Origin of the sequence: Mucilaginibacter sp. UR6-1, from assembly GCF_020880975.1 — a bacterium.
Taxonomy (GTDB): Bacteria; Bacteroidota; Bacteroidia; order Sphingobacteriales; family Sphingobacteriaceae; genus Mucilaginibacter.
On the sequence record NZ_JAJIWP010000002.1, the window covers coordinates 115,509 to 128,984 of the forward strand.

Below are 13,476 nucleotides of genomic sequence, written 5' to 3' on the forward strand. Positions count from 1 at the left end.
CCTCGCAAAGGCGTGGTTATTTAGATTCAGGAGGATTATATCCGCTGCCTTGCCTTGATCTCCAGGTACCTGTTAATGGTGTTTATGGTAAGGTTCTCCGGCGCGGTGAGGATGGATTGGATGCCATGCTTGGCCAGCTCTTTTACGATCAGCTTTTTGTCGTTGGCAAACTTTTCGGCGATGGTTTTTACATAGATGTGTTCTACATCTTCGGCGGGTTGTTCGCCCAGTTTGGTGAGTTCGGTATTCTCAAAAAATACCACTAACAGTAAATGGAATTTGGCTATCCGCTTTAAAAAAGGCAACTGCCGCTGCATGGCAAACACACTCTCATAATTAGTAAAAAATACTACCAAGCTGCGCTGTTTAAGCACACCACGAATGGTGCTGTACAAGGCTTCCATATTGGTTTCAAGGTAGCGGGTTTTCTCCTTGTACAGTACCTCTAAAATGCGGTTTAGCTGTACAGGCCGGCGGTCTGCGGCTATAACTGAGCCTATCTTTTCGGCCACGGTGATCAGGCCTGCTTTATCCTCCTTTTTCAATGCCACGTTTGATAGTGCCAGCGTAGCGTTGATGGCGTAATCGAGCAGGCTCAGGCCATTAAAGGGCATCTTCATGGCGCGCGATTTATCAATCACGCAATACACATGCTGCGATTTTTCGTCGGTAAAGGAATTTACCATAAAGTTGCCGTGGCGTGCGGTAGCTTTCCAGTTTATAGTGCGGTAATCATCGCCGGGTACATAGTTTTTCACCTGTTCAAATTCCAGGCTATGGCCCAGTCGGCGAATTTTTTTTATACCATATTCACTCAGGCGGTTTGATATGGCCATCAGTTCGTAACGGCGCATCTGTAAAAATGAGGGATAAACCGGCAGCGTTTCGGTTTGCTCAAAATTAAAGCGCCGGCTCACCAATGCTAATGGCGAACGGGCAAATACCCTGATAGCGCCAAAAGTGTATTCGCCGCGCTTGGTTGGGCGTAGGGCATACTTTATCTGCTTAGGGCTGCGTGGTGCCAATGTGGTAGCAAACCATACATCCCTCCGCTGAAACTGTGCCGGTATCTCATCAATAATACCTGCCTTTACTGTAAAAGGGTAAATGCTTTCAATGTAAATGCCCAGGTCGTTATCATCACTGTTGCTCAGGCGTTCGGGCGCGTGGCGGCGGGCAAAAATGCCTTTGCTTTTATCGTAGAGCAATGTAATATCCAGCAATATCAATAGCAGGAACAGGCTTAATACCACATCCGGAATGATACCCAGCCAGCTAAATAAAAACCTGAAAATATACAGCACGGCACAAACAGCCAACCCGGCAAACAAGCGGGGGGTAAGAAACAGGTTGGTATAAAACAGGCCGAAGAACTTTTTCACACTGATAAATTATCGGGGCACTTCAATTTTGTGGATAATCTGGCCTATCACGTCGTCAGTTGTCAAGCCTTCCATTTCCTTATCGGGCGTTAGCATAATACGGTGGCGCAGCACGTGGGGTACTACCCATATCACATCATCAGGCGTAACAAAATCGCGTCCGTTAATCGCGGCCAATGCCTTAGCTGCATTAATAATTGCCAGCGATGCCCTTGGCGATGCACCCAGGTACAGCGATTTGTTGTTGCGTGTTTCAAAAACTATGCGGGCCACAAACTCCAGTATCTTCGGTTCAACATGAAAGCCGCGTACCTGCTCACGCAGGGCAACTATCTCCTCTGCCGAAAGTACGGGCTGTATATCACTCAACTGATCGGCACGTTTATGCTGATGCTGCTGCGTAATGATGGCTATCTCCTCCTCAAGGCTTGGGTATTTAACTTCAATCTTAAATAAAAAGCGGTCGAGCTGTGCTTCAGGCAGGCGGTAAGTGCCTTCCTGCTCAATTGGGTTTTGGGTAGCTAAAACCAAAAACGGCTCGTCCATTTTATAGGCTGTGCCATCAATGGTAAGCTGGCGCTCTTCCATCACCTCAAACAAGGCCGATTGTGTTTTGGCCGGGGCGCGGTTTATCTCATCTATCAGGATGATGTTGCCGAAAATGGGGCCGTGCTTAAACTCAAACTCGGATGTTTTGGGATTGAACACCGGCGTGCCCAATATATCCGACGGCATCAAATCGGGGGTAAACTGTATGCGTGAATACGCCGCGTTGATGGCCTTGGCTACCAGCTTGGCAGTAAGCGTTTTGGCAACACCGGGTACACCCTCTATCAGTATATGCCCATCAGCCAGTATGCCGGCTATAATGAGGTCGATACTTTGTTGCTGACCTACAATTATTTTGCCCAGCGTATCCTTTATCTGCCCAACGGCGGTATTAAGCTTGTGCAGGTCGGTACGGTTTTCAAATATTTCTTCTTCCATTTTAATGTCCTGATAAGGTATAAAATTTTTCTATCAATCGGTTCAGTTCAATCAGTTCGGCATCGCTTACATCGGTTTGGTTAAAAATAAAACCAATAAAGTCGGTCATCATACGTATGTAGGCCGCGTCAACCCCCGAGCGTTTAGTGAGGGCCTCTACAAATTCGGGGTCGAGTTTGTTGGTTTTGATGTTGTACTTTTCGCGCAGCGATGTTAAAAAGTAAATTGATTTTTTGTGGGCGATGTCGAGATTATTGCGGCGCTCGTAATACACCTGCCCAACCGTGGTTACAAACTCAACCGTGGCATTGGCCGGTGGTAAAATAACAGGTATAGCACGCTGCCGGCGTTTTACGCCGTAGATCACATAAAAAAGCAAGCCAAAAAGGGCTATGTACCAGGCGGTACGCAAGGCGTCATTATTTAATATAAAACGCATAGGCGAATCGGTACCTGCCATGCCCTGGGTGTAAAACTCATCCCACAAAATAATTTGCGGTTTGCCCAGGTATGACAAGGTCGTTGCTGAATATTGCGCCCCCTGTGTTTTTAACAAGCTGTAATTGCTTAACAGCTTTGGATTGGCCAGCAAGTACAGGTTGCCCTTGCCTGCCTTGTATTTTATAAAGTTAGCCTCGCCTTTATTGTTTTGACCAAGCAATACTGCGCGGGTACTGTCAATATTTTTAAAATAGTTGCTAATGGTGCCCTTATCAATATGGTACTGGCGTTCGTTATCAAGTTCAGGGTTTACAAAACTGATATATTCTGATGGGTCGGCCATGCCGAAAATACTGGCCGCGGTAATATTAAGGCTGTCCTGAAAAACAGTGCCGAATGATTCGGCAGCAATAAATATGTCATTACCACGGCGAACATAAGCCATCATGGCATTATAATCCTCATTAGTAGGGGCAATACTGCCGGTAACTATTACGTAAGCCGACCGTTGATACTTAGTGCGGGTTAACACTTCGAAAGGTGTTTCGCGATGTGTGCTTACATGGCTGCCCGGAAATATATCGTGCAGGCGGTTGTAGGTAATATAGGTGCCAAACGGTTTTTTATGCCGATCGATATATGTTGCTGTCCAGTCGGTTGGTTTGGGTTGATTAAACTGCAATATGGTGTAGCCAATAAGCAGCAGGCCCGCAATAATCAGGTATATTTTAAGGCTCCTCATTACAACTGCTCCCTGAATTTATTGAACAAGCCGTTAATATCATTAAATGCCTGCTCATCAATAGTAAAATTACCGTACCACACGTATTCAAACCGGCGCGTTAATGAGCCAAATGCCTCGCGCTGTGGTTTTTGGGTAAGCTCGTAATAATAGGCTTTATTAGTTTTATCAATTTGCCATTGTATCAGGTTACGGTCGCTGAGTTGTTTAAGGCATTTAAGGTAAAGCAGGCGCACGGCCAGGCGGTAATTGCGGTTGCTGATGGCATCATCCAGTTCATCCTCAAAATCTATCTCGTGTATATTCTCGAGCGATTCGGTATACGGCAACGCGGTTTTTTTGGATCCCTTACGTAAAAACAAGCCCACATCAATGCCAACTGCTTTCAGGATAACATAAATGACGCCGCCAAGTATAAGCCCCAGTATCAGGTATTTTAAGATCACCAAAAATATAGGCGAACGGCCAACTTCTGCGGCCAGCATTTGCAGCAACCAGGCCACCAGTATTTGCCAGAATGATAGTTCTGTGTCGGCATTGGCTTCTGCATACTTAAAGTCATCACTTTGGCTATAGGTGCTGATAGCATCTTCGCTGAATTGCCTTACCTGTACGGCCGAACTATCCCGCGCTATAGCAGCAGGTTGTTTTTTGCCTTTTTCCGCATGGGCGAAAGCAGCAAAAAACAGCAGTAAGCAAGTAAGCCAGTAGGTAAATGCCTTTATCCGCATCTTTAATATTCTTCAGTTGGCAGGTGTGAGGTATCCGGCCCTTTTTCGCCCAGGGTGTTAATACGGTTCAGGATGCCGGTGCCTTCTTTTTGCTCTTCGTAGCTAAAATAGCACAGCGCTGTTGATACGGCCATTACAGAATACGACAAATAGAAAACATTAATTAATAATCCGAATATGAGCAACAGTGGAAACATCACGAAATCCCACTTTAAAAACATTTTTGTTACCATAAGTATGGTTACCGGCATACTTATAATAGCGCCTGCTATAGAAATAATGATACTTACCACTACCACTATACCAAAAGTTATCCACCAGTTGCCCTTAATAAGTTGAAAGCATTTGTTAAACGCGTGGCCAAATGAGCCATTTTCCATAATAATAATAGGTAGCAATAAGCTAAAAACCACACCCAGGTAAATACCCGGTAGCAAGCATAAAAAGCAGCCTGCGATAGTAAGCAAGGTTACCACAAAATATGAGCCTAATGAGCGGAAGAAATAGTATTTAAAATAACCCCACACCTCAAGCAAGGTAGGTTTTTCGTCATCGGTTTTATCTTTATATATAGCTATATAGCTGTAGGTTACAATAAATATGCTCATTATAAAGAAAAAAAAGCACAAGTAAAATAATCCAACACCTACCATTTGGTTAATACCCCTGTTTTGGTAGCCAAATACATTGTTAGGTACATTATTATTCATGCTATCAACCGCATTTTCTATTGCGTCGGCTTGCATGTTGGCATAGGCTACCGTATTAAGCAATATAAAAAAGCCACATATAACCAGCAGCGGCTTCATCAGCGGTTTAAAGTTCTCTTTAATAAAGGTAAAGGTGTCGCTAATGTTTTCACCAAAATCGCGTACACGGCGTAGTTCAAAATGAGGTTTCATCAATATGGGGTTGTAGCAAGTTAAGTTTACGGTTAAGCAGGGCAGGGTACAGTATCACGTACCATATAATAAAGGCAAGTGATGTTGCAAGTATTGCTATGCTGGCTATTGCGGGCATTTCGGTATGGCGGGTAACATAACCCTCTAAAAATGCCGCAGTTAAAAATATGGGTATAATGCCAATAGCTATCTTCATGCCATCGAGCGCGCCGCGTTTTAGCGATACCAGGCGATTATAGGTTTTAGGGAAAAGCAAGCTATTGCCCATTACCAGGCCCGATGCGCCTGAAATTACCAGTGCCGATATCTCCAGCGTGCCGTGTATCCATATTACCAGTACCGATTGCAAGCCTACTCCTTTGCTGAAAAAGTAATACTGGAACGAGCCCAGCATTACGCCGTTAAGCATCAGGTTATAAATAGTACCCACCGAAAAAAGTATACCCAGGGCAAACATGCGCAACTCAACATATATGTTATTGGCTGCTATTGCCGCGAACATTACGCCCGAACTGCCAAATTTGTATACACCAAAAGGGTCGCCTTTGGCAATGTTATCATTGGTCATGTTCACGTAGCTGTTGCCTAAAATAAGGCGCACAAAGGTATCATCGTACATGGCCGACAGCATTCCTATCAAACAAAAAACAATAAAAAAACCGAACGAATACAGCAATTGCCTGCGGTGTTTATAAAAAAGCAGGGGTAGTTCTGTTTTCCAATACGTTACAAAACGGTTGGTTTTCTCCTTTTTGTTACGATAAATTGATTGATGAAAGCCCGATGCCAGTCCGTTAAGGTATTGCGTTGTTTTTGAATTCGGGTAAAAAGTTTTGGCATAGGCCAGGTCGTCGGTGATGCTTATAAAGCTGTCAGCCAGGTGGTCAGGTTCTTTGCTCTTGTTAAGCTCGTACTGTTTCCAGCGTTCTGAATTTTGTTTTATGAACAGGGCCTCACGCATGTTATAAGCTTCAGGGATTTTGGTGTTTAAAATACCGATAAAAAATTAATCTGCAATAAAAACCGTAACAAACTATTATTTTTAGGCCATGCAAACCGTAACCATACATACGTCACAAAATATAGGTATTGATTATGAAATAGCCGGGGTTGGCGATAGGGTACTGGCCCGTATGATTGATTACGGGATATTTATAGCCTTGCTTATAGCCAGCTTACTTGTGGTGCCTAACTTAGGCGGCGGCGATAGCGTAATGTTATGGTACTTTGCAACAATGTACGCCCTGTTTGTATTTTACGACCTTATTTGCGAAGTGTTTTTTAACGGGCAAAGCCTGGGCAAGCGCATTATGAAAATAAGGGTGATCAGCCTTAATGGCAAACGCCCAACCTTTGGGCAATACCTTATACGCTGGTTATTCAGGATTGTTGATTTTGTGATAACCGGTGTAGTTGGTCTGATATGCGCCGCCGTTACCCAAAACGTACAGCGCGTTGGCGACCTGGTTGCCGGTACAACGTTAATACGTACCAAACCCCGTACTACTATTGATAACCTGGTTTATGCCCCTACTGTTGATACCTACGAGCCCGTTTTTAAAGAAGCCGCACTGCTAACCGACAGGGATATTGCGTTGGTAAACGATGTGATACAGGCTTATATGAAAGTGGGTAATGCCGCCTTGGTATATAACATGGCCGAAAAACTAAAAGGCCATTTAGGTATCAGCATACCTGAAACTATGAATGACATGCTTTTCTTACAAACAATAATTAAGGATTACTCACACATGGTATCTCATCAGGCTGATGCTTTGTAACCACCTGTATGCAGGTGCCATAATTTGATGATATAGCTTACCGTAACAATGGTAGCAGCTACAATAAAAACTGTTTTTTTTACCGTATCATTTCTATTGTCGAGCGGGAATTTATGGCTTGCGGCAAAGTATAAAAAAGCCAGAATCAAAGGTATAGATGGAGGATAGAGTTCAAAGCTGCTTTTAAAGTCGCCCTGTAGCAATGCGATAAATGAGCGCTGAAACCCACAGCCAGGGCAATCAAGATTGGTGAGATATTTAAAAGGGCAAGGGAGCAAATGGCCTTTCAGCCAGTTAAATAACTGTTCGCTGAAAGGCCTTGCAATAACATATAATGCCATTAGTATTTTGGCGGTGGGTTATAATTATTCGGATCAAAGTTTGGCGTAACCGGGCCTGCGCCTGCAGGGCCTAAGTATTGATAGTTTCCAAAGCCTAATATCGGGAAGAAAATAAAGCCTAATAGCAATAAGCCGATGGTAAAACCTTCGCTTTGGCCAAAGCTTTTGCTTAAAAGATTAATTGCCCATACCGCAAATACAATATTTACGCAAGGTATCAGAAATAAAACAAGCCACCATATAGGTTTACCTATAATTTCAAGTAATACAATAATATTATAGATGGGAATGATAGCCGCCCACCCGGGTTTACCGGCTTTTGTAAATATCTTCCACATCCCGATGATGTATATTACCCAAAGGATAATAGCCGGAATTGAAAAAAAAGCTGCCAGTAGAGATGCTTCACCTGCACCGATTGAGCTGTCGTAAGGTTCCATGGTGTGATTTTATAAAGATTTAAATTTGAATTATTTACCGCAAGTTAATTGTTTGATGCTCACAAATGAAAATTTTTTGTGCAATTATTTATCAATAACAAATTATTCGTAATTTTCTGCCCTTAAACTACTTGATTAAATACTCAAACCTTAGCACATGAAAAAACTTATACTAAGTTTAATTACGGGTGCGTTATGCCTAAACGCAAGCGCCCAAAAAGCTGTTACCCCTGCTGCAACTTATTTAAGAGCATTCGGCAAAATCGATGTAACTGATCTTGAACTCAAGAGCTGCGAATTTGAGCCCGATGCCAACGCCGAAGTACTTTTTGATAAAGCCGATGTATACTTTGATAATGATTTTAACATTATTACCGAGCGCCACAAACGCATCAAGATATTTAATGTTAACGGTAAAAAAAATGCCGATATCAGGATAGAATACTATGGCGGCAACCGCCTGGAGTATCTTACCGATCTGCAAGCCCAAACCATTAACCTGGAGAGTGGTAAGCCCGAGATCACCAAAATTGATAAAAAGCAGGTATTTACCGAAAAGGTTGATAAAATACGTACAGCACTTGTATTCTCATTCCCTAATGTTAAGCCGGGCTCGGTAGTTGAGTTTAAGTACAGGCTTACAGCAAACTCAATTATTGATTTCCCTGACTGGTATTTTCAGAGCAAGATACCTGTACGATACAGCCAGCTTACAACCAAGGTGCCCGAGTATTTTTACTATAAACCGCAATTGCGTTCAGCCCGAATGTTTACGGTAAACAACAGCACTACCGAGTCGGGTATGTTAGGCACCGGTTCACAATCATTAGGTTATACTATTAATGTTGATGTGCGCGGCATGGCCAATGTACACTCGTTAACCGATGAACCGATGATGCGCTCGGATATTGATAACCTGCAAAGCATCGTATTTACCCTTAATACAGTACGGCCTATAGGTGGTTTTGTTAAAACCGCTGCCGATACCTGGCCAAAAATAGGTGGTGTATTAGCTGATGATGAAGATTTTGGCAAGCAGTTAAAGCGCAAGCTGGTAGGCGAGGAAGCCATCATCAGCAAAGCAAAACAATTTGCTACCGATGATGAAAGAATATGCTATGTATTTAACGAGGTGAAAAAAGCGATGAAGTGGAACAATGTTGATCGTTGGTTTACCACTGATGGCACCGTTAAGGCATGGGAGAAAAAAACAGGTAATTCTGCTGAAGTGAACCTGATATTGTTTCACCTGTTAAAGCAAAGCGGCGTAAAGGCCTATCCAATGGTGGTAAGCACGCGCGATAACGGTCGTGTAAATCCGTTCAGCCCCAATTTGCACCAATTTAACAGGGCGGTAGTATATATACCTGTTGATACAACAAGGCACTACGTGCTTGATGCTACCAACAAATACAACCTGTACAACCATGTGCCCGATAACCTGCTTAACTCATCCGGGTTGTTTATTGATAAGGAGAGCGACATGTACGATGTGGTATTTTTGCAAAACCTTGAGCCGGTGCGCCAATCATACTATGTAAATGTAGAAATAAAGCCTGATGGTAAAATGGTGGGCACCAACCAGGTGAGCAGCTATGGTTACAACAAAATAAGCCGTACCGCCAAGTATAAAACCGATGGCGAAACCAAGTTTATCGAATACCTTAAAAATAAGGATAACAACCTCAGAATATCCTCAATAAAGTTTGAGAACATGGATGTTGATACGTTGCCGTTAGTGCAAAATATCGCGTTTGATCTTGACCTTACCGGGTCCGACGGTAATTTCATCTACTTTAACCCTAACGTGCTTACCATGATGGGTGCCAACCCTTTCATCAGCGAGAACCGTTATACCGATATTGATTTTGGCTACCGCGATAACACCACCTTTACCGGTATGTACAAAATACCTGCGGGTTACAAGGCCGAAACATTGCCTAAAAGTGTGAGCCTTACCTTGCCCGATAATGGCATGGTGTTCAAGCGCATAGTAAATGCCACTAATGAAATGATCTCAGTACGCTTTGTAATTGATCATGTTAAAACCACCTATTTTAAGGAAGACTATGCTGATTTCAGGGAATTCAGCAGGCAGATGTATGAGATGATGAATGAGCAGATCGTGTTAAAGAAATCGTAATAAGCCCATGTTTAAAAAGGTATTCATATTAAGCATGCTGCTTGCGGGCAGCATGCTTACCTTCGGCCAAAAACTATCACCGGAGTTGTATAAGGCCTCAACTATCCCCGATTCGTTAAAAACCGATGCCGATGCCGTAGTGCGTTATAAAACGGAAGAGTGTATTGTAAGCGCGCCAGGCAAAATGGTACATAAGGTCCATTCAGTTGTTACGGTATTGAACGAGAACGCGATAGATGAAACACGTATCATATTGCCGTATGACAAGACATCCTCTATAAATTCCTTTCAAATGATCGTTTACAACGCTGATGGCGGGGTAATCAAAAAGTATAAAAAAAGTGATATGTATGATCACTCGGCAATTGATAACATATCTATCATAACTGATGGGCGCATCAAGGCTATTTCGCACACGGTAGCCTCATACCCGGTTACTATCGAGATGATATTTGAGATGGAAGACAACGGTACCCTGAGCTATGGTAGCTGGTACTTGCAGGAGGCAGAGCGCGCTGTACAATACTCGTCATGCACGTTTATTGTTAATCCTGCGGCCGGTTTGCGTCACATAAGCCGCAATACCGGTATAGCCCCGCAAAAATCAGTTATTAATGGTAATAATGTTTATAGCTGGAGTGTATCAAACCTGAAGGCTTTTAAGGATGAGAAGGGCGTGCCCACATGGCGAGTTGCCCCACGGGTTGATTTTTCGCCGGTTAGCTTTCAGTATGACGATCGCCCCGGTGATATGAGTACCTGGGCAAACTTTGGTAAATGGATACAGGCCCTCAATAATGATGTAAATACCCTGCCGCCTGCACGTGCCGAGGCCTTCAAAAAGATGACAGCCAACCTTAAAACCGACAAGGAAAAGGCAAAGGTTTTATACGAATACCTGCAGCAAAACATGCGCTATGTAAGCATACAACTGGGTATCGGCGGCTTTAAGCCTTTTGCGGCAAGCTTTGTTGACGAAAAAAAATACGGCGATTGCAAGGCGCTTTCAAACTACATGTATGCCATGTTAAAGGCGGTTAATATACCGGCCCACTACGCCCTTATACGTGCGGGAGAGAACGGTGAACCGGCCGATCAGGCATTTAGCCAAAACAGGTTTAATCATGCTATTATTTGTATCCCTTTTAAAAATGATACTACCTGGCTTGAGTGTACCAGCAATACACAGCCCTTTGGTGTTTTAGGCGCGTTTACAGAAAACAGGAATGCGCTGCTGATAACCGAAACCGGCGGCAAGCTGGTAAATACACCAAAAAGCAAGGCTGCTGATAATGTATTTAACAGTAATGTAAGCATTAAGCTTAATGCTGATGGCAGCGCGGTTTCAAGCATTAAGTTGCAAAATACCGGCGAATACCGCGATATGCTGATCGGTATAGCGCAAATGTCGCTTGATGAGCAAAAGGAATATCTGATCCGCTTTTTAAAAATGAAACAGCCTGCGGTGTTTAATATTAAAGTGGTTGAGGATAAAGATGTAGCCAAAGGCCTTGAGCTTGAATTGGAGTACGATAAGTTTAGTGATGTAATAGCCGGTAACCGCCAGTTTTATAAACCTGCCGCCTTTGAACTGTGGACGGGTACCTGCCCGGTTGAAGAAAAGCGCAAAACAGATTTTTATTTCGATCATCCGCTGCAAAAAAACTGCGTAACCACTATCAGTTTGCCAGAGGGTTTCGAGGTGGAGAACATGCCGGCTAATCAAGCCCTGAAATTCGCTTATGGCGATTATACGCTTAATTATGTATACGATGCTGCCAAAAACCAGGTGGTAAGTACGGCAAAATTTAATTTAAATAACCACATTATCCCCGCGGTAAAGTATACCGAAATGCAGCAGTATATGGATGCAGTGGCCAAAGCGCAAAACAAAAAGCTGGTTATTAAGCGCAAGGCTTAACTTTGCGTTAATGATTTTCAGGCTTGATGAACGTTTGCTCTTTCCGGACCCGGCCCTGGCCGAGGAGGATGGTCTGCTGGCCGTTGGCGGCGATCTCTCTGCCGAACGGTTAATGCTGGCCTACCAAAGCGGCATATTCCCATGGTATAGTGATGATACACCCATACTGTGGTACTCGCCGCATGAGCGTTTTGTACTTAACCCGGCAACGGTGGCCGTATCAAAAAGCATGCGGCAGGTACTGCGGTCGGGCAAGTTCAGGGTAACTTTTAACACCGCTTTTGCTGATGTGATACAGGCCTGTTCGCTTATTGACCGCGAAGGGCAGGATGGTACCTGGATAACCGATGATATGACGGAAGCCTACATCCGTTTGCATGAATTGGGTAAAGCACACTCTGTTGAGGTTTGGCAGGGTGATGCCCTGGCTGGCGGTTTGTATGGCGTTGAGGTAGGTAAGGTTTTTTGCGGCGAAAGCATGTTCAGCAAAGCCAGCAATGCCTCAAAAACAGCGCTTATTACCCTCTGCCAAACAGGCAAGTACAGCCTTATTGACTGCCAGGTTTACACCGAACACCTGGAAAGCATGGGCGCGGGCATGATCAGCCGTGATGAATACATGGCGGCACTGCGGCAATAATCTCTTACCTTCGCATTTGTAAATGCAAAGCACCAACATACAAGAGCGTATAATTTTAGGCATCGACCCCGGCACCGCCGTAATGGGCTACGGGCTGGTAAAGCAAACCGGCTCAAAACTCGAGCTAATAAGCCTTGGTGTGGTAAAGATGGGTAACCTTGACGACCATATGCTCAAGCTGCAACGCATCTTCGAAAAAACAGTAGCCCTTATTGATAATTATCACCCCGATTGCCTGGCTATTGAAGCGCCTTTTTATGGCAAAAATATACAGGTAATGCTCAAACTGGGCAGGGCGCAGGGCATGGCCATGGCGGCTGCCTTATCACGCAATGTGGATATCACCGAATATGCTCCGCGTAAAATAAAACAATCCATAACCGGTAACGGTAATGCTACTAAGGAGCAGGTTGCCGGCATGATACAACGCTTGCTTAATTTTACAGAAACACCTGATTTTCTGGATGCTACAGATGGTTTGGCGGTGGCTGTATGTCATGCCTTTCAGCGTAATATTGGCGGTAGCGGCAAGTCGTCGTCAGGTTCAAAAAAATCATATTCAGGTTGGGATACCTTTGTTAAGGATAACACAGGCAGAGTATCAGGCATCGGTAAAAAAAAGCAGTAAGGTGTTTATAACTTACCCCCGATGTTAAAAACTATCGTTACCTCCGTAAATCGTTCGTAGCCTATCTTTGAAAGCACCAAATAGTTCTTTGTATACACTGTAAAGGTTGCCGGTTATTACAGCCGGAATTAAAAGGGAACCATGTTAAATTCATGGGCTGACGTTGCAACTGTGCCGTTTTAGTGAGCAGGTAGTTGTGGGTAGTGAGCGGTGAAAAGTGATTGGTGAGTGATGGTTAGTGGGGGCGCAAACAACTCATCATCAAAAACTCATCACCATTAACCACAAACGGCTTACCAATGACCAATAACTATTGACCACTGACCAGAACGAAGCCAGATACCTGCCTTACAGTATTGACAAAACTTTCACGCATAGGGTTTTGCCAAAAGAAGTA

13 protein-coding genes and 1 riboswitch are annotated in these 13,476 nt (G+C 43.9%); of the genes, 5 read left to right on the forward strand and 8 right to left on the reverse strand.

The features are described 5' to 3' along the window. Positions 1–35: 35 nt before the first annotated feature. From LJ707_RS05775 to LJ707_RS05800, 6 genes are read right to left on the reverse strand one after another with little or no spacing between them, the layout of a single operon-like run. Positions 36–1,382, reverse strand: coding sequence for a DUF58 domain-containing protein (locus LJ707_RS05775; RefSeq protein ID WP_228949861.1), 1,347 nt, complete (start codon positions 1,380–1,382; stop codon positions 36–38). A gap of 9 nt (positions 1,383–1,391) precedes the next feature. Continuing rightward, entirely contained in the window at positions 1,392–2,369 is a 978-nt protein-coding gene (locus tag LJ707_RS05780; RefSeq protein WP_228949862.1) for a MoxR family ATPase, read from the reverse strand. Position 2,370: 1 nt separating this feature from the next. Then, on the reverse strand, positions 2,371–3,552 hold the full coding sequence (locus LJ707_RS05785) for a DUF4350 domain-containing protein (protein WP_228949863.1): 1,182 nt from the start codon (positions 3,550–3,552) through the stop codon (positions 2,371–2,373). Next, a complete protein-coding gene (locus LJ707_RS05790; RefSeq protein WP_228949864.1) occupies positions 3,552–4,283 on the reverse strand; it encodes a DUF4129 domain-containing protein in 732 nt (243 codons plus the stop codon). The genes LJ707_RS05785 and LJ707_RS05790 overlap by 1 nt, the downstream gene beginning before the upstream one ends. Positions 4,284–4,285: 2 nt before the next feature. After that, entirely contained in the window at positions 4,286–5,185 is a 900-nt protein-coding gene (locus tag LJ707_RS05795) for a glycerophosphoryl diester phosphodiesterase membrane domain-containing protein (protein ID WP_228949865.1), read from the reverse strand. Continuing rightward, the gene (locus tag LJ707_RS05800; protein ID WP_228949866.1) at positions 5,169–6,146 is read right to left on the reverse strand and encodes a stage II sporulation protein M; all 978 of its coding nucleotides are present in this window, start codon (positions 6,144–6,146) and stop codon (positions 5,169–5,171) included. Before LJ707_RS05800 ends, LJ707_RS05795 begins: the two co-directional genes overlap by 17 nt. Positions 6,147–6,234: 88 nt before the next feature. On the opposite strand from LJ707_RS05800, the gene LJ707_RS05805 reads away from it, so the two are divergent. Beyond that, positions 6,235–6,966, forward strand: coding sequence for an RDD family protein (locus tag LJ707_RS05805; RefSeq protein WP_228949867.1), 732 nt, complete (start codon positions 6,235–6,237; stop codon positions 6,964–6,966). On the opposite strand, the gene LJ707_RS05810 is transcribed toward LJ707_RS05805, so the two are convergent. Further along, on the reverse strand, positions 6,948–7,307 hold the full coding sequence (locus LJ707_RS05810) for a DUF2752 domain-containing protein (RefSeq protein ID WP_228949868.1): 360 nt from the start codon (positions 7,305–7,307) through the stop codon (positions 6,948–6,950). The two genes, LJ707_RS05805 and LJ707_RS05810, sit on opposite strands and share 19 nt — an antisense overlap. Then, a complete protein-coding gene (locus LJ707_RS05815; RefSeq protein ID WP_228949869.1) occupies positions 7,307–7,747 on the reverse strand; it encodes a DUF5684 domain-containing protein in 441 nt (146 codons plus the stop codon). The genes LJ707_RS05810 and LJ707_RS05815 overlap by 1 nt, the downstream gene beginning before the upstream one ends. 157 nt (positions 7,748–7,904) lie before the next feature. Here LJ707_RS05815 and LJ707_RS05820 point away from each other — a divergent pair, with 157 nt between their 5' ends. Genes LJ707_RS05820 through ruvC form a run of 4 tightly spaced genes read left to right on the forward strand, consistent with a single transcriptional unit; the run spans position 7,905 to position 13,079 of the window. After that, positions 7,905–9,890, forward strand: a complete 1,986-nt coding sequence (locus LJ707_RS05820; protein ID WP_228949870.1) for a DUF3857 domain-containing protein — start codon at positions 7,905–7,907, stop codon at positions 9,888–9,890. Between the two features lie 7 nt (positions 9,891–9,897). Next, complete coding sequence (locus tag LJ707_RS05825) at positions 9,898–11,811, forward strand: DUF3857 and transglutaminase domain-containing protein (protein ID WP_228949871.1); 1,914 nt, start codon at positions 9,898–9,900, stop codon at positions 11,809–11,811. A gap of 10 nt (positions 11,812–11,821) precedes the next feature. Continuing rightward, positions 11,822–12,451 carry a leucyl/phenylalanyl-tRNA--protein transferase gene (gene aat / locus LJ707_RS05830; protein ID WP_228949872.1) on the forward strand — a complete coding sequence of 210 codons (630 nt, stop codon included), beginning with the start codon at positions 11,822–11,824 and terminating at the stop codon, positions 12,449–12,451. A gap of 22 nt (positions 12,452–12,473) precedes the next feature. After that, positions 12,474–13,079, forward strand: coding sequence for a crossover junction endodeoxyribonuclease RuvC (ruvC, locus tag LJ707_RS05835; RefSeq protein ID WP_228949873.1), 606 nt, complete (start codon positions 12,474–12,476; stop codon positions 13,077–13,079). A gap of 86 nt (positions 13,080–13,165) precedes the next feature. Further along, positions 13,166–13,445, forward strand: a riboswitch (cobalamin riboswitch). Positions 13,446–13,476: the final 31 nt, after the last annotated feature.